Origin of the sequence: Microbacterium sp. JZ31, assembly GCF_016805985.1 — a bacterium.
Lineage (GTDB): Bacteria > Actinomycetota > Actinomycetes > Actinomycetales > Microbacteriaceae > Microbacterium.
Window position 1 is genome coordinate 2,524,528 of sequence record NZ_CP017661.1, and the last position, 16,219, is coordinate 2,540,746.

Sequence of the window (16,219 nt, forward strand, 5' to 3'; positions counted from 1 at the left end):
GTACTGCAGCACTCGGAGGCCAACCTGATCAGCGTCGGATGCGTCATCCCAGCCGGGAAGGCCCTCCTCGCCGGGAAAGTGCATGAGATCGCGCTCCCGCGCGAAGTCTAGATAGATCACCGCAACCTTCTTACCGGGCGCTAATCCGAGTCGATTAGCGCCGCACCCGAGTAGGTGAAAGCGAGCGCTGTCAAGTCCTCGTCCGCGATCGACCAGGGCGACACTACCCGCAGCAGACCGCCCGACGCGCTTGGCGGTATCGCGGTCTTGTCGAGCACGATCCGCGACACCACCGCGAGCGCGTTGCTCGGGTGCATTTCCCGGTGCAGCGCGACCTCGTTACGGGTCAGGATCACGCTCGCGCCGGGTGACGTCGTGCCTTTCACTTCGACGAAAAGCCGCTCCTCGCCGCGCCGACAATCCAGATCGTAGGACTCCGTCAACCCCACGTCTTCAACGGCCCACCCCGCTCCTTCGAAGTGGGCGGTCGCGACGTCCACGGCCCGCTGCTCGATCGCCTTCTGCTCGGCCTTCGATACGCGAAAGCCCTGCCCAGACTTCTTTGGATGCCGCGGGTTCGCCGCCGCCTCCAACTCCTCGACTGCGAGCACGACGTCAGCAGGCGGGTTACCGGGCACCGCCGGATCGGTCGCCTCTGCCGCATACACAAGGTCGAGCCGGTCGAGCATGCTAAGCACGTCGGCCCGGAGCACCTCAGCGGACGGCACCGAATCTCGCGGATACTCGATCGCCACCGCAACGGTGCGGGCGTAGTTGCTGCCCGCCGAGCCCGGTGTCGCCGCGAGGTCGATCTGCGGCTCATCTGTCGCGCCGAGTTGTTGCCTCGCCCACCGCAGCAGCCCGGCCGTCTCGGCCGCCTCGCGGGGGTAGAACCGGCCGTCGCGCCGCACCATAGCCCCGTGCGACAACGTGAGGTAGCAGCGCGAGCCGTTGGCAGCGAACAGGTAGGAGAGATACCACCCCTCCGTCGGCTTCGGGCTGAGCAGCGGGTCGAATAGCCGCACCCACGGCACCTGAGCCTTCAAACCCATGCCGTCCTGCCGTGCACGAGTATCGGCCGGTCGCGGGCGGGCACGTTCGCGCGCAGCCACGCGGGAATCTCATCCCGCACCAGCATGCCCCGCACCCGCATCTCCTCGGAGTTGCCGGTCGACCAATCGGGTTGCAGGTCAAGCACCTGCGTCAGCAGATCGCGCACGACGGCCTCCTACTCCGCCGACTCGGTGGACTGCGCTCGGCGGCGATACGACCTCCCATCGTCGAACCACACCTGCCCGGCGTGCAGGTGATCGTGCGGCACCCCGAGCGGGGAGCGCCAGAACACCCGCTCCTCAATCTCAGGCTGGAACGGCACCAACCGCATCCCGGAATCGCCAATGGAACCGGCGTACGCAAGTTCCATTGCGGCGTGCAGGGGCTCCAGGCTCTCAACTTCGACGTCGATGTGGTCGCCGGGTTCGACCTTCACCGACTCGGCTACCGAGCGCGAACCCCTGTGCTTGCGATCCTCGATGACGTACACGTTCGCCACGACGTCGTGCGCCGTGTGGCGGCCGATGTTCGTGAGCCGGAAGACCCCGGCGTCGTACCACTCGCGGTGCCACCGCACGTCATGCTGCTCGACCGCCCGCGCATCCGCAGCGGCGACCACCTCTACCGAAGACTGTGCGATCCGGTTCGACTCCTTGGCGAGAGCGTTCGCGTCCTCGGCGATCGCGTTGCTCTTCGTTGCTGCCTCATTGGCTCGACCGGCGCGCATGTACGCCATCATCCCCAGCACGAACCCCGTCCCACCGAACACGACCGCACCGACCGCAGCCACCCACGCGGCAACCGCCGCCGACACCTCAGCATCCACGACCCGACGCTACAGTCCGCCCCCGACAGTTCGCGTGCGAACTGCCAACCGGCACCCTGATTCCCCCGCTGGCCGGGGTGCAACGTCCAGGCGATTGCGCGCCCGCTCGCCGCGTAGGCGCGCCCAACTCGCGCCATAAGGGGCCGATTCGGGATGGCACGCCGCAATACGGGGCGAAACTGCGCCCGTGCGAGCACCACATGCGTGCCGGCTTCCCACAAGAGGCCCGCCAAGCGTTCGGGCGAGCGATTGGTCGCTGCGAGTGAGGATACGCATAGGGTGGCACCCAGACCAGCCAAGCTACTCCACGAAGGACACGCGGCGATGCTAGTGATATTGGATGCCAATGTCATAGTGAGGAATCCTCTCCTGCGAGGCGAAAAGTGGGACTCTGCATCTGCTGCCGTCTCTGCGGCGCGGTTGCGTTTGGTGGTACCCGAGTCGGTGAAGCTCGAAGCTATAGGCATATTTGAGCGCGCCCACGCGCAGCGAGTTTGAGACCTGAACACGCTCTTGAAGAAGTCCAGCGCCAGCGCTAAGGCGGCCGGGGCCGCCTTAGTAGCGGTTTACGAGGAGGAGGCTGCAAGTTACGCCGCTCGGCTCTCGGCAAGACTCCAAACGATCGGCGCATTAGTCGTCTCTCCGCCAGCCGTTGACCACGTCGTCATGGTGAGGCGAGCCCTCGATCGGGTTCCTCCTTTTGATCAAAACGGAGGCGGTTACCGCGACAGCCTGCTCTGGTTGGCCGCGATGGAACAGATTGACGATCCTCCGTTCGACTCCATCGTTCTGGTTTCAGACGATGGGATCTTTACATCGCAACTCCACTCGCTAAGACAAGAGTTGTCCGCGGCAACCGGCGCGCACCTCGAAGTTGTCCGGAAGATCGAGGACGTCGACTTCCCCGACGAGTACGACGTTGGATCGTTCGATCTGAACGATGCCCTCCTCGAGCCGGAGCAGATCACGGATGCGATGCGCGACCTGTTGCCGGATAAGGACGTATCGAGGTTTCTCCACGACTTTGCTGACGGCGCGCGGATCTACGCCATCGCGAGCGTGGATCTTGATGAGAACTCGGTCGAGGTACGGCGTAGATATGCGACCGGCACGTTCGAGATCAGTGCCGAGGCTGAGGTCGTTGCGGAAATCCGCGTCTTTGCGGCGTGGGACGACGATGAGGTTGAGGAGTACGCCGAACGGATGGAGAGATGGCAGCTGCGCGTGAGTTGGCGTGGCGAGAGCTCCGACGGGAGTGCCGAACTTGATGGCGACTACTTCATCGAGGTAACCGCGCGAGAGGCGCTTGAGGAGGAATCGTGTGCCTAGAAGTCCGTCGGCCCAGGCCTTCGAGACGAGCCGGTGGCACACACGGCCTCTTCCGGCCGTGAACACCCGCACGCAGGGCGGACGCCTATCGCGCGCGCCCACGTCCGGATGCGATGGACCGCGTACCTGCAATGCCCGTTGACGGATCGAGCGCATGAAAGCCCAACGGGGTAGGCAGGACACGAGTGGCGTCCTCGCAACCGGATGCTGCGTCGCCAGGATGACACGGCGGAATAGTCTGCGGGCTACTCCGTGACACCGCTCGGGTGTGGAGCGCTAGCCGATGAGTGCAAGTATCGTGCCAGCCGCGACTCCTGCCGCAGCGTCACCAGCTTTATCGCCGATCCATTGCGCGATTGCTCTCAAACGCTCGACCGCATGTGGGCGATCGCCCCGCTGCTCCTCATCGCGGGCGGCGGTTAGCACAGCCGCGATCTCCGCGTTTCCTGAGCGGGCGGCCTGTTCTCTGAGGACGTCGAGCGCAAGAAGGACCTCTGTCACACTCACACCCTGCTGATTGGTGTTCTCACCAAGCTTTCCGTCGCGGCCGACGTACCCGGCCTGACCATAGACGTTGTATGTATCCGACATTCCTGACTCCTGCCTGACATTGATTACCACGCTTGCTCGCCCCACATCATCAACACTCACCTCTGCTGTTCCCGGGACGGACTGCTTGACGGCGGGAGTCACCGGGACACGGGGATCTGCCGCAGCGATTAGATCGTATTGTGAACCGCTCTGTGGAGTGCGGATCAGCGGTTCTGACAGGCCGGTCAGTTCCGCTGGCAGACGCGGATAGTAGTAGGCGGGGTACGAACCGTATTCGTCCGGAATCTCATCCCACACGCGAAGCCAAAGCGAGGGGTCTTCGACGTCGGCGTCTGTGAGCGGTTTACGTGATGCTCGTCCAATAAACTCGAGGTAGGTGTCCGCATCGCGATTGGCGAGCGCCACAAGTGCGACCAGCCAATCGTTCGATCTGTTGCTCAATCGGCCGATGCCGGTCAACGCGCTCGCTGCACCCGCCGGGTCTCCGACGACCAATCGACTGAATGCGACTTGTGCTGCAATGGCGGGATAATCCAAGTGATGCGCTCCCTCATCGGCCGCCGTTCTGTAATCTCCCTGTAGAACGCGCTGGAGAACGCGCGCGTAAGTCACACGAGAATCTTTTCGGAGCTCGGTTGGGAGTTTGTCGGCCAAGTCCTCAAGCCGTCGGAGGTCCGACCCACTTCCGAATTGGAGCGCCAGCACACAAGCTTCTTCGAAGACCCGGTGGGCATGCCGAGAGGACCGCTTCGTTTCAGAGACGTAAGCGGACTCAAGGTCCTCCAGTGCCACCTTTATTCTGGATGACCGCGCGAGTAGGAATGCCCGCACACTCAGCAAGTAGACACGCATCTCCTCGGACGCGCTCACCAGACCCGAATCGAGAGCGGCGAGCGCTGCGTCGATTGCGCCGTGGCGCCAAAGTGCCTGAGCTAGACGCGATAGAGGCCCTTCAAACCCGTCGCAGTTCCGGATCAGTCGGTCTGCGATTCGCGACAGGTAGAGATCACTCTCAAGCGATTCCGCAATGTCGATGTAGGTCATCCAGAATTCGCGAGACGCCTTGCCCTGTGAGGCGATCGTCGCATGCTGGAGAGCGAGCACATCGTCACCGTGACGGCCGCGAGCGTGAAGAAGGAGCACGAGACTGGCGCGCAAGCGGTAGTGAGGGGCCGTAGACCCGGTCAGCGTTGCGAGGAGGACCGGCGTCATCTCCCTGACAATGCGCGGATCACGGTGGTCGAAGCTTGAATGAGCCATCGCCGGCAGAGCCACCTGCTTGAACTGCTGGACGAGGTTGTGCACGCTGTTTTCAAGACCCGCCCTGCCGTAGTGATAGCGAGCCTCGATGAATGCCGCGCCGGCGCGCGCAACATCCCTGTAAGTCGTCCCGGTTCTGCGTGCGAAGTGCTCAGCCGCACGAGAGTGCGCAGCGATCTCGCGGCGCCGCTGGCGATTCAACGAACTTGCCGCCAACTGCCTGACTATCGGGTTGATTGAGTAATACGCCTGTGTCCTATCGAGAGCAAATGCTCCCACGAGCGCGTCCCGTGCCGCCTGCCACCTGGGAAGGCTGCCGCCAGCGCTTTCAATGGCATCTGCTTTGAAGGGACGGCGGTATACAGACAAGTTCTCCGCGAGCGCCAGAGTCGAGGGGTCGAAACGGCCTATTGTGCGCGACCAAAACCGGCGTTCGATTGACTGCAGCAATTCGCGAGATGGGGGCTCATCCCGGAGATCCCACGTGTCCTGACTGAAGCTAATGATGTTGTCTAGTGGCTCACCAGCAAGGCAAGAGACAAAGGCCCGGATTGCCCGCGGATTATTCGCGAGCCAACTGCAGATATCTGTGCGCAGGTCGAGAGGAACCTCGGTTTCGAGGTGCTGGTCAGTTAGCAACTTACTCAGGAACTCGGCGCCCTCACCGTCCGACATCGCGCGCGCCGTCCGCACTGCTGCCCGGTCGAGCCAGTCATCTGGTGCGGGCGCGAAGTTGCTGACGAGTAAAAGCCTACCCTGACCCCTTGACCGGGAGAGGGCATTTGCGAATCGACGAAACTCGGGGTTACCGATCTGACGATTCGGGTCCAGGAGATGCTCGAAATCATCGAGGATTAGCAGGACTTTCCGATCGCGAAGGATCTCGGACAAGCCATCTAGCCAGTTCGCGGAGTCGGTCATCGTGTGGATGCCAGCGTCCTCTAAGGATGACCCAACACCCAAGAGGACCTCATCCAGGTCGGCTTCCGGTGGTACGGAGAAGAAGATCCGAGTTCCGTCCCATGCCTTCTGAAATTCAGCGGCAGCGCCCGATTTCCCGAGACCCTCAAACCCTTGAAGGACTCCGATTGACTCGGTCCCATCCACCCAGTCGGCGGCAAGCCACTGCACCATCTGGTTGAAACTGCTCTCCGGCAATTGGCCCCCTCGAACACCGCTCTTGCGCGATGCTATCGGTCCGCTGGCTGACGGCGGTAGCCGGACGCTCGGGACACAGCGGAGGAGCATTCCTTCGAGGGCGTCCACGCTCGCTCGTGGATTCCCGGGATGTCCCGCACGCAGACATGATCGGTAGATAGCGCTTGAGGGGCCGTCATCGTGCACCGCCCGTTTGAGGATCACGCATCGCCCGTCTCCAGGAACAACGCGTAGGCATCTGCAGACACCTCCACGAGCGCAAAGGCGACCGGTTACCTATCGGGTCCCACCGCTTCGATCACGTGTGCGCGGTACCGCTGGTTGGGATAGGAGGGTGGGTGAGTGGGATGGTGCGACCGGTCGGTCGGCGCTCGCTGCCCCACGGGTCGACCCCGCGCAGATCGGCCGGCGCACCCTCGACGAACACCCGAGCACTTGCCACCTTGACGGGACCACCGGCTCTGCGATCACTTACGCGGCACGTTAGCTCGAACGTCGGCCGCCTGTTCCTCGTCGAGCACCCAGCGCTGATGCTTCGGGCGATCGGGGTACTTCGATCGCAGGTAGTCCCGGACGACTTTGCCGGGTCTCGCCTCATCGCGATATTCGAGCTCGCGCGCCAGTTCGGCTGGTTCGTAGGTAGCCATGTCGGAAGAGTACGCGTTCGCTACCGTCGCTGTGCTGTATCGAGCCTCAGCGCGGGTGCATTGCCTCGACGCGGTCGACGAGAGTGAGGAACTCGGCGGCGACGTCGACGTCTGGATCTGTCCAGCGCGTGGTGAGCGGAGCATGGTTGAACTCGGTGTATATGGCGCCGGCGTTGCTGCGGTTTGGGTACGCCTTGACGGCGAACCCGGTCCAATCCTTGCCGGGGTACTGTCCGACCATCAGCTCGACGCAGTTGCCGCTAAAGAGCTCGTAGGCGACGTAGACCGTGGCCACACGGCCGTCGCTGCGCCCTAAATACGGTCGTTGCCGGCGGTGAGCCAGGCCGCCTTCAGCACGCGACGTTCTTCGAGCTCGCTGCGGATGACCGCGTCGAGTGCCTCCGCCCGGCGTCGGAGGATCTTGTTCACCCGGGTGAGTGCCTTGAAAAACTCCGCGAGTTGGCTGTCCCGGGCCGGCGGTGGCCGTCCAGAAGGATTCGAGCATGTCGGCTTCGGCGCTGGCGTTCATCAGGGGCCTCTCTCGTCGCCGCTCCACGGCAGCTGGTGCGACCGCGCATCCGCGTCGCCGCGCCGACTCTCCGGCCGACGTCAGCGCGGCTTCGGCTCCCGGCTGGGCGGCTGTCGCGGCACGGGCCCGAGAACGGGCGGCGCGGGCGACGTCCGCGTGACCGACTCCCCGGCGGCGAGGACGATCTCCTCGTCGAAGTGGCGGAAGGTGCAGCTCTCGCCCTCGAGGAGCGTGTAGCGCGCCCCGTCCGCGGCGACGTCGACTTCGAGCAGCGCGCCCCGGAACGTCAGCCGGAAGCACACGCGCTGCAGCGCCGCGGGTAGGCGCGGCGCGAACCGCAGGCCGCGGTCGGTCTCTCGCATGCCGCCGAGGCCGGCGACGATGGCGCTCCAGGTGCCCGCCAGCGAGGCGATGTGCAGGCCGTCGGCCGTGTCGCCCTGCGTGTCGGCGAGGTCGATGCCCGATGCCTCGTCGAGGTAGTCGAGGGCGAGATCGAGGTGCCCCACCTCCGCCGCGATGATCGACTGCACGCACGCCGACAGCGAGGAATCCCGCACCGTAAGCGCCTCGTAGTACGCGAAGTTGCGGGCCTTCTCCTCCAGCGTGAACGCGTCGCACGACGTGTAGAGCGCGAGCACGAGGTCGGCCTGCTTCACGACCTGCTTGCGGTACAGGTCGACGTACGGGAAGTGCTCCTGCAGCGGGTACTGATCGGGCCGCGTCGCCTCGAAGTCCCAGCGCGCGTGCCGGGTGAAGCCCGCGGACTGCGGGTGCACCCCCAGCTCCGCGTCGTACGCGATGGTCATCGCCTCCGCCGCGCGCGTCCACGTCTCGAGGTCGGCCTCCGTCACCTCGAGGCGACGGGCGACATCCGGGTGGCGGCGCGCCACCGCGACGCCCGCGAAAAGGTTCTCCCGCGCCGAGAGGTTCGTGTAGACGTTGTCGTCGGCGAGGGCCGAGTACTCGTCGGGCCCGGTCACGCCGTCGATGTGGAAGCCGCCGTCCGCGTCCCAGCGTCCCAGGGAGGCCCACAGGCGGGACGTCTCGATCAGGATCTCGGCACCCGCGTCTCGCTCGAACTCGACATCCCCGGTCGCGCGGACGTAGCGGCAGACGGCCGCAGCGATGGCCGCGTTGTTGTGGAAGGCCGCGGTGCCGGCGGGCCAGTACCCCGAGCTCTCGCGTCCGTCGATCGTGCGCCATGGGAACGCGGCGCCCTCCAGGTGCAGCTCCAGAGCCCGAGCGCGCGCGTCCGGCAGGATGTCGTGCCGCCACTGCAGCGCCGTGCGCACCGCACCCGGATGCAGGTACGTCAGCGCCGGCAGGACGAAGCCCTCCGAGTCCCAGAACGTGTGTCCCGCGTACCCGGTGCCGGTCAGGCCCTTGCCCGGCACCGATCGGCCCTCGAGCCGCGCGGAGGACTGGAACACCTGGAACAGTGCGAAGCGGATGGCCTGCTGCAGCCGGTCGTCCCCGTCCACGACGACATCCGCGCGATGCCAGAAGCGATCCAGCGTCGCGCGCTGCTCGGCCGCGAGCCCGTCCCAGCCGACGCGGCGCGCGTCGGCGACGGCCTCCTCCGCGCGGTCGCGCAGGGCCGGGACCGACACGCGGCTCGCGTCCTCGTGCCCGACGTACTTGATCAGCGTGAGCCCGGCGCCCGGTGCCAGCTCGGCCCGGATGGTGGTGCGGGCGAGATCGTCCGAGACCTCGGTGCGCAGCTCCACGTGCCCGGCGTCGCCGGACGTCTCGTGATCCATGCAGACGGCGACGTGGATCCCGCTCTCCCGCGTGCGGTGCACGAGCGTGGCCGAGTCGCCCTGCGTGTGGTGTCCGACAGCCGCGAACGCCGGATCGAGGGCATCCTGCACGCGCGGGTCTGGATGCACGGACGGCAGCGGCTCGTTCGCCACGAGCTCGGACTGTACGGCGATCGCGACCGGATGGTCATGCGCGGTCACGGTGTAGCGGATCGCCGCCACCGAACGATGCGTGAGCGAGACCAGGCGCTCGGACTCGACGGTCACGGTCGATCCCGACGGGGACGTCCATCGCGTGCGCCGTCGGAGCACGCCGTCGCGCAGGTCGAGCTGCTGCTCGTGGAAGTGCAGGCGCCCGCGCCGCACGTCGAAGGGGTCGTCGTCGACGAAGAGGCGGATGATCTTGCCGTCGGTCACGTTGACGACGGCCTGTCCGCGAGCGGGGTAGCCGTACCCCGGCTCGGCGTAGGGCATCGGGTGCAGCTCGTGCACGCCGTTGAGGAAGCTCCCCGGCTCCGCCGACGGGTCGCCCTCGTCGAGGTTGCCCCGCCAGCCGACGTGCCCGTTCGACAGGTTGAAGACGGATTCCCGTCGCCCCAGGCGCGACTCGTCAAAGCCTTCCGCGCGAATCGACCAGGGCGAGACATCGCTCGCGTCGGTTCCGGGGGCCGCGGGCTCGATCGAGTCAGGCGTCACATCTCGACGCTATCCGACCAGCTGTCGGCCTTCGTCCCTGTCAGCTGGACACCCCCGCGTCAAGCGGATCCGGAGTTCGCCATCGGAATGACAGAGTGGATCCGTGAAGAGTCCTATCGAGCGTCTCAGCGAGGCCGCCCGCGCACACGGCCTGACCGTCGCGGTGGCCGAGTCCCTCACGTCCGGTCTGCTCGCGAGCGAGGTGGGCAAGGGCGAGTCGTCGAGCGAGTGGTTCTCGGGCGGCGTGGTGGCGTACCAGATGCCGGTGAAGACCCACCTGCTGGGCGTGCCCGAGGGCACGGACCCGTGCTCGCCCGAGTGCGCGACCACCCTGGCATCGGGAGTCCGCGCGCTGCTGGAGACGGACATCGCCGTCGCGACGACCGGCGTGGGCGGTCCCGATCCGGAGGACGGTCACGAGGCCGGCACCGTGTACCTCGGATGGGCGACCGCCGACGGATCCGGAGCCGATCACCTGCAGCTGGACGGCGGGCCCGAGGAGGTGCTCGCCGCCACCGTGGATCACGCCCTGCAGCTGCTCGTGCGCCTGGCGGAGGGCGCCGGCGCCCGAGGCTGACGGCTCCGGACCGTCGGAGAAGCCGGCAGTGGCGACGGGCACGCCGACCCGCGAACCGGACGACGCCGCGTCGTCGGCGCGGCAGACGCAGCGGTACCTGCGACTGTCGCTCGTGCTGCTGATCGCGGTGCTCTTCATCGGCGTCGCGATCCAGACGGTCGTCGTGTCCTGGACGCCGCTGCGACTCGGCTGGCAGGTGCTGCCGTCCATCAGTCACTACTTCTACACGCCCGCGCGTCCCGTGTTCGTGGGCGTGATGATCGCGGCAGCAGTCGCGCTGCTGGCGCTGTCGGGGCGACGGACTCCGAGCGCGTTCCTGGACGCCGCCGCGATCTTCGCGCCGCTGATCGCGATCGTGCCGACCGCGATCTCGACACCCGCGTCCGGCGAGCTCGCCTGCGCGCCGGCGCCCTGCGTCCCGGCGGACATCCTGCCCACCGTCCGCGTGGGAGTCGCGACGTACGTCGTCACGGTGCTGCTCGTCGTGATCGTGCTCTCCGCGCTCCGGCGGCGGAAGCGGATCGCCGTCACCCGCTCGTTCGTCATCGTCTCGGCGGTCGCGGTGCTCACAGCACTGGGCCTGGCGGTGCTCGCGTTCGTCCCGGGCGTCAGCGACGGCTTCCCGTTCAACCTGTGGCCGATCGGCTCGATCCACTTCGCGGCCGTGCTGCTGTTCTTCGGCTGCTTCGCGGTCGTGCCGCTCGTCTACGGCTGGCAGCCGGCCGAGCCCGACGAGACGCCGCCGACGTCACGGCAGCGTCTGATCTACCGGCTCGTGGCCGTGCTGATGGGCACCGACCTGCTCTTCCTCGTGCTCGCCTTCCTCGCCCGCGGCCAGGGCTGGGCCCTCTTCGGCACGGTGCCCGTCGCGCTGATCGGCGAGGTCGTGGCGCTGCTGCTGTTCGCGTGGTTCTGGTGGGAGCAGACGCTCCAGCGCTGGGACGACGTGGTCGGCCCCTTCGCCCTCCCGCCCGCGGGGACGTCCGCCCCCACCGAGTCAGCCGGTCACGGCACGACGTAGCCCGCGGCGCGGAAGAGCTCGTACCACTCCGGGCGCGTGAGCGGCACGTCCGAGCCCTGCGCGGCGGCGGCGACCCGCTCGGGCGTCGTCGTGCCAAGCACGACCTGCATGCGCGCGGGGTGGCGCGTGATCCACGCCACCGCGATCGCCTCGGCCGGCACATCATAGGTCGCAGCGAGACGGTCGATCACGGCGTTCAGCTCCGGATAGCGGTCGGAGCCGAGGAACGGCCCATCGAAGAACCCCGCCTGGAACGGCGACCACGCCTGGATCGTGATGTCGTTCAGGCGGCAGTAGTCGACGATGCCGTCGTCGCGCACGACCGACTGGTCGAGACCCTGCATGTTGGCGGCGACGCCCTGGGCGATGATCGGCGCGTGCGTGATCGACAGCTGCAGCTGGTTGGCGACGATCGGCTGCGACACGTGCTTGCGCAGCAGGTCGACCTGGCGCGGCGTGTGGTTCGAGACGCCGAACGCGCGCACCTTGCCGGCCGCCGCCAGCTCATCGAACGCGCGGGCGACCTCCTCCGGCTCGACGAGCGCGTCGGGACGGTGCAGCAGCAGGATGTCGAGGTAGTCGGTGCCGAGCGCCTCGAGCGATCCGTTCACCGACTCGACGATGTGCTCGTACGAGAAGTCGAAGTACGGCCCGTCCTTGACGATGCCCGCCTTCGACTGGATGACGAACTGCTCGCGCTCCGAGGAGCTCAGCTTGAGCGCCTCGGCGAACCGCCGCTCGCAGCCGTGCACCTCCGACCCGTAGATGTCGGCGTGGTCGAGGAACGTGATTCCCGCATCGCGAGCGGTGCTCACGAGGGTGCGGACCTCGTCGTCCGACTTGTCCTGGATGCGCATCAGCCCCAGAACGACGTTCGGCACTTCGAGGTCGGTCCCGGGCAGCGTGAAGGTCTTCATGCGCCCAGCCTATGGGCGACGCCGGGCTCGGCGGCCGGGCCGCTACCAGCGGTCCGACACGCCTTCCCTCGTGGCCGCGCCTGTGACCTCGCGCAGGAACGCGACCTGGGCGACCATCGCCTCGCGCGCCTGCGGAGTGTCAAGCGCCAGCTGGTACTCGTGTCCGACGGTGTCGGGGGTGGTCGCCGCGTCGAAGAAGAGGGTCGTCACGGCGACGTCGTTCTCCTCGAGCGCCTGCACCCATTCCTCGTTCTGCTTCAGCAGCGGGTCGGCCGGGCCGGTCGAGACGAAGGTCGGCGGATACGCGGAATCGACGTGCTCGGGCAGGGCCGTATGCAGGAAGTGCTCGTCCTCCAGGAAGGACTTCGTTCCCGCGTACGACCACATCACGGTGCGCATGAAGAATCCGAAGGTCTGGTTGTCGTAGTTCACGGTCGTCGGATCGTAGGGCCCGCTGAACAGCACGGCGCCGACGACCTGATCCGGCGTGACGGCCGCGGGCAGTCCGGCGCGCGCCGCGTAGTCGGGCTGGGCGATCGCCATCGTCGTCTGCGCGGCGATGTGCGCTCCCGCCGAGTCACCGGCGATGACCAGGCGCTCCGGATCCACGCCGAACTGCTCCGCATGTGCGAGGACGTGCGCCATCGCCCGATCCATCTGCTCGATGGGCGTCGGGTACACGGCCTCCGGCGCATGCGTGTACTCGACGTTCACGACCGTGAACCCGTGCGAGGCGAGGATCTGCAGATAGCTGCGCAGCGGCTCCTTCTGCCCGGCGATGAAGGCCCCGCCGTGCACCCAGAAGATGGTCGGCAGGGCCGCATCGGCATCGTCGGGACGGAAGACGTCCAGGCGTCCCTCGGCCGACGCACCGTCGTACACAACGTCGAGGTCGGCGCGGATGTCATCCGGCACGTACTTCGCGGCGGTGTCGGCGTTCTCGAGGCCGGCGGGATCGGGCGCCGAGCGGATGAGCCACACCGCGGGCCACGGACTGACGTTCCAGAAGACCACGCCCCGACGGCGAGCACCGCGATCACGCCGACGACCCACAGGACCACGCGCACGAAACGCCTCACGCCCGTCGCCTCCCACGCGCGCGGATGCCGACGGGCCCGGGGAGGGCCGGGTCGCCGCCGGTGCTCACGGGCGCGTCAGGAGAGCAGCTCGATGAGCTGCGCCTTGGTCAGACGCGAGTACCCGGGGCGCTGCTCGGCGCGCGCCCTCGCGCGCAGCTCCGCCACGGTCAGCGACGACAGGCTCGACGCGTCGAACGGCGCGACCGCGGCCTGGGGCGCGCGCCGCCGCGGCGCGCGCTCCCGGGCGACCGCGGGCGCGGGCGCCTCGATCTCACCGGACTCGACGTCTGCCGGGGTGAACCCCGCGGGCGTCTCCTCGTTCGGCGTCTCCTCGGCGGGGATGGACGCGGCGGCGGTGTCCTCGACCTGCCCCGCGTTCCCGCCCGCGGCCTCGACGGCGTTCGGCGCCCCGGCCGGCGCCTCGGTCTCGGTCGGGGCCCCAATGTCGCTGCTTGCCTCGTCCGGCGTCGGCGCCTCGACGTCGCGCGTCGCCTCGATGTCGCTCGGCGCCTCGATCGCGGTCGCCGTCTCGAGGGCGTCCGGCGCCTCGATCTCGCGCGTCGCCTCGGCGACCGGCGCTCCGGCCGTCGCCGCCCGCTCGCTCTCGCGCTTGTGCGCCTTCTCGACGAGCTTCTCGGCGGCCTTCTTCTCGGCCACCCTCGCCGCGAGCTTCGACTGGATCTTGCTCGTGGCCTTGCCGATCGCCGCGACGGCCGCCGACGCGGTCTTCTCGACCTTGCGCGGCTTGCGGGCGATGCGCTTCTTCGAGACGTCGGCCGCTTCGGCGGCCTCCTCGGCGAGCGAGCGCAGCTTCTTCGCATCCTTCTTCGGCAGCGTCCTGCTGAGCTTCTTCGCGTCCTTGGCGGCGTCGGCGGCCGCGTCGACGGCGACCTCCGCGGCCCTCTCGGCCTTCGTCTTCTTCGCCACGATGATGCCTTTCCGGTGCAGACGGGTGGGCGGTCCGGCGGGACCTCCCACCCTGGGTGAAACGAGAGGCCTCCTGCGCGTCAGGCGGCGAGTGCCAGGTACGGCTCCCAGCGCGGGTCCGTGCGCTCGGCACCCCGCACGGTCCACGCGGTGCCGTGCGGCGGGCGCGGCGTCATCCGCAGCTCCCAGTTCATCTCCTGCGGCGTGCGGTCGCCCTTGACGTTGTTGCAGCGCAGGCAGCACGCGGCGAGGTTCTCCCACGAGTCCGCGCCGCCGCGCGAGCGGGGCAGGATGTGGTCGATCGTCGAGGCGGCCTTGCCGCAGTACGCGCAGCGGTAGGCGTCACGCCGCAGCACCCCGCGTCTGGTCACCGGGATTCGACGGGTCGTCGGCACGCGCACGTAGCGCGTCAGGACGATCACCGCCGGGCGGTCGTAGGCGGCCGACGTGCCCCAGACGGGTTCGTCCTCGTCGTGCTCGATGACCGTCGCCTTCTCGCTCATCACGAGCACCAGGGCTCGCTTGAAGGAGATGACCGCCAGCGGCTCGTAACCCGCGTTCAGTACCAGCGTGCGCATTCCGCGTCCTCCAGGTCGGTCCCGGACGGCTTCCGGGATTCACGAACTTGCGTGCGCTTCGAGGATCGAAAAGGTGTGCAGAGACGAGAAAAGGCGCCGTCTAGACAGACGACGCCTCCACGACCGCGGCGGACCCGCGGCTCGCGTGCACGTGATGAAAGAGAGCGTGGTGCCGCAGGACGTAACGCCCGAGCGCATCCATGGTGCGGGTGCGAGGTATTCGTTCCAACGGAAGCTCCTTTCCTCCCTCGTGACCTGTCGGCGACGGGATCAGGGTAGCCCACGCGCATGACCGCCGCGCCCAACGCGGAGTGAATTCCCGCCCGTGTCGGTGACGTCCGGACGTGACGACGCCCGCACCGGATCGGTGCGGGCGTCGTGGAGGAGGATCCGGGTCGGATCAGCTCACATGGGCAGCCAGTAGAGCGGGTCGACGAGACCGCCGTTGACGCGGACCTCGATGTGCAGGTGCGGCGCGCTCGAGCGGCCCGTCGAGCCGACGTAGCCGATGACCTGGCCGGCCTGGACGCTCTGGCCGGGCGAGACCGCGATCGAGCTCATGTGACCGTTGCGCACCTCGACGGCCGAGCCGTCGACGTTCGCATTCAGGACGACGAGGTTGCCGTACGCACCCGAGTAGCCCGCCGTGGCCACGACGCCGTCGGCGACGGCGTAGATCGGCGTCCCGGTCGCGATCAGCAGGTCGAGACCCTGGTGGCCGCGGCCCGAGCCGAGGCTCTGGCCGACGGTGTAGCCGCCGGGCAGCGGGAACGTCACGGAGCCGCTGGCGGCCGGCGCGGGCACGCTCGGCACCGACGCGACGGAGCCGTAGGTGGATGCGGCCTTGGCGGCGGCAGCGGCGGCGGCCGCAGCGGCAGCGGCCTGCTCCTTGGCGCGCTCGGCGGCGGCCTTCTCGGCCTTCGCCTTCTCGACCTCTTCGGGCGTCGTCGCGGAGTAGGACGAGCCGGCGAGCTTCGGAGCGTCGACCTCGGACGCGACGACGAGCGACTGGGCGGCGCCCGCGGCGACGTCGTGCATCGAGACGGCCTCGCCCTCCGACTGGATCGCCGCGTAGGCGGGGAAGGCGACGCCGGCGATCAGCGCACCGACTGCGGCGACCGTGCCGATCGCGCGGATCGGACGGACCTTGGCGGCGCCGGCGCGACGCGCATCGCGCTCCGCGCGACGGATCGCCTTGCGGACATTGACGGGGCGGGCGGGAGCGGCGGCCGCGCGAGCAGGAACGAGGCTGCTCGAGGTGTCGGCGTCGGGGCGCTCGGGCAGGGAAGCGTTTTCGGACAAAGTAGATC

15 protein-coding genes are annotated in these 16,219 nt (G+C 67.8%); 3 read left to right on the plus strand and 12 right to left on the minus strand.

Annotation, left to right across the window (positions count from 1 at the left end; all coding sequences use genetic code 11):
- Positions 1-140 precede the first annotated feature (140 nt).
- From BJP60_RS12015 to BJP60_RS12025, 3 genes are read right to left on the minus strand one after another with little or no spacing between them, the layout of a single operon-like run.
- On the minus strand, positions 141-1,052 hold the full coding sequence (locus BJP60_RS12015; RefSeq protein WP_203135980.1) for an MrcB family domain-containing protein: 912 nt from the start codon (positions 1,050-1,052) through the stop codon (positions 141-143).
- Positions 1,043-1,219, minus strand: coding sequence for a hypothetical protein (locus BJP60_RS12020; RefSeq protein ID WP_203135982.1), 177 nt, complete (start codon positions 1,217-1,219; stop codon positions 1,043-1,045). The genes BJP60_RS12015 and BJP60_RS12020 overlap by 10 nt, the downstream gene beginning before the upstream one ends.
- A gap of 9 nt (positions 1,220-1,228) precedes the next feature.
- Positions 1,229-1,879: a hypothetical protein gene (locus tag BJP60_RS12025; RefSeq protein ID WP_203135984.1), complete on the minus strand. Its 651-nt coding sequence runs from the start codon at positions 1,877-1,879 to the stop codon at positions 1,229-1,231.
- 513 nt (positions 1,880-2,392) lie between these two features.
- Here BJP60_RS12025 and BJP60_RS12030 point away from each other — a divergent pair.
- Positions 2,393-3,208, plus strand: a complete 816-nt coding sequence (locus BJP60_RS12030; protein ID WP_203135986.1) for a PIN domain-containing protein — start codon at positions 2,393-2,395, stop codon at positions 3,206-3,208.
- Between the two features lie 276 nt (positions 3,209-3,484).
- Here the strand turns inward: BJP60_RS12030 and BJP60_RS12035 are convergent, their stop codons facing one another.
- From BJP60_RS12035 to BJP60_RS12050, 4 genes are all read right to left on the minus strand, one after another.
- Positions 3,485-6,178 (minus strand): hypothetical protein, encoded by a 2,694-nt coding sequence (locus BJP60_RS12035; RefSeq protein ID WP_203135988.1) that lies wholly within the window; start codon positions 6,176-6,178, stop codon positions 3,485-3,487.
- 467 nt (positions 6,179-6,645) lie between these two features.
- On the minus strand, positions 6,646-6,825 hold the full coding sequence (locus tag BJP60_RS12040; protein ID WP_203135989.1) for a hypothetical protein: 180 nt from the start codon (positions 6,823-6,825) through the stop codon (positions 6,646-6,648).
- Between the two features lie 46 nt (positions 6,826-6,871).
- The gene (locus tag BJP60_RS12045; RefSeq protein WP_203135990.1) at positions 6,872-7,120 is read right to left on the minus strand and encodes a hypothetical protein; all 249 of its coding nucleotides are present in this window, start codon (positions 7,118-7,120) and stop codon (positions 6,872-6,874) included.
- A gap of 314 nt (positions 7,121-7,434) precedes the next feature.
- Positions 7,435-9,810, minus strand: coding sequence for a glycoside hydrolase family 65 protein (locus BJP60_RS12050; RefSeq protein ID WP_238439419.1), 2,376 nt, complete (start codon positions 9,808-9,810; stop codon positions 7,435-7,437).
- A gap of 103 nt (positions 9,811-9,913) precedes the next feature.
- On the opposite strand from BJP60_RS12050, the gene BJP60_RS12055 reads away from it, so the two are divergent.
- Both BJP60_RS12055 and BJP60_RS12060 read left to right on the plus strand, forming a co-directional pair.
- Positions 9,914-10,387 (plus strand): CinA family protein, encoded by a 474-nt coding sequence (locus BJP60_RS12055; protein WP_203135991.1) that lies wholly within the window; start codon positions 9,914-9,916, stop codon positions 10,385-10,387.
- Positions 10,388-10,415: 28 nt separating this feature from the next.
- Positions 10,416-11,408 (plus strand): hypothetical protein, encoded by a 993-nt coding sequence (locus tag BJP60_RS12060; protein ID WP_203135992.1) that lies wholly within the window; start codon positions 10,416-10,418, stop codon positions 11,406-11,408.
- Here BJP60_RS12060 and BJP60_RS12065 read toward each other — a convergent pair.
- The 5 genes from BJP60_RS12065 to BJP60_RS12085 all read right to left on the minus strand — a co-directional run bounded on the left by BJP60_RS12065 (position 11,393) and on the right by BJP60_RS12085 (position 16,211).
- Complete coding sequence (locus BJP60_RS12065; RefSeq protein ID WP_203135993.1) at positions 11,393-12,325, minus strand: aldo/keto reductase; 933 nt, start codon at positions 12,323-12,325, stop codon at positions 11,393-11,395. The genes BJP60_RS12060 and BJP60_RS12065 overlap by 16 nt on opposite strands.
- A 42-nt stretch (positions 12,326-12,367) precedes the next feature.
- On the minus strand, positions 12,368-13,339 hold the full coding sequence (locus BJP60_RS12070) for an alpha/beta hydrolase (RefSeq protein WP_203135994.1): 972 nt from the start codon (positions 13,337-13,339) through the stop codon (positions 12,368-12,370).
- Positions 13,340-13,479: 140 nt separating this feature from the next.
- Entirely contained in the window at positions 13,480-14,331 is an 852-nt protein-coding gene (locus BJP60_RS12075) for a hypothetical protein (protein WP_203135996.1), read from the minus strand.
- A gap of 80 nt (positions 14,332-14,411) precedes the next feature.
- Positions 14,412-14,909 carry an HNH endonuclease gene (locus tag BJP60_RS12080; protein WP_203135997.1) on the minus strand — a complete coding sequence of 166 codons (498 nt, stop codon included), beginning with the start codon at positions 14,907-14,909 and terminating at the stop codon, positions 14,412-14,414.
- Between the two features lie 405 nt (positions 14,910-15,314).
- The gene (locus BJP60_RS12085) at positions 15,315-16,211 is read right to left on the minus strand and encodes a M23 family metallopeptidase (RefSeq protein ID WP_238439420.1); all 897 of its coding nucleotides are present in this window, start codon (positions 16,209-16,211) and stop codon (positions 15,315-15,317) included.
- Positions 16,212-16,219 lie beyond the last annotated feature (8 nt).

What these genes read in the sequence shown, in the direction of transcription:
- BJP60_RS12015 (WP_203135980.1), bottom strand. Translation starts at nt 1,052, where the DNA reads ATGGGTTTGAAGGCTCAGGTGCCGTGGGTGCGGCTATTCGACCCGCTG.
- BJP60_RS12040 (WP_203135989.1), bottom strand. Translation starts at nt 6,825, where the DNA reads ATGGCTACCTACGAACCAGCCGAACTGGCGCGCGAGCTCGAATATCGC.
- BJP60_RS12065 (WP_203135993.1), bottom strand. Translation starts at nt 12,325, where the DNA reads ATGAAGACCTTCACGCTGCCCGGGACCGACCTCGAAGTGCCGAACGTC.
- BJP60_RS12080 (WP_203135997.1), bottom strand. Translation starts at nt 14,909, where the DNA reads ATGCGCACGCTGGTACTGAACGCGGGTTACGAGCCGCTGGCGGTCATC.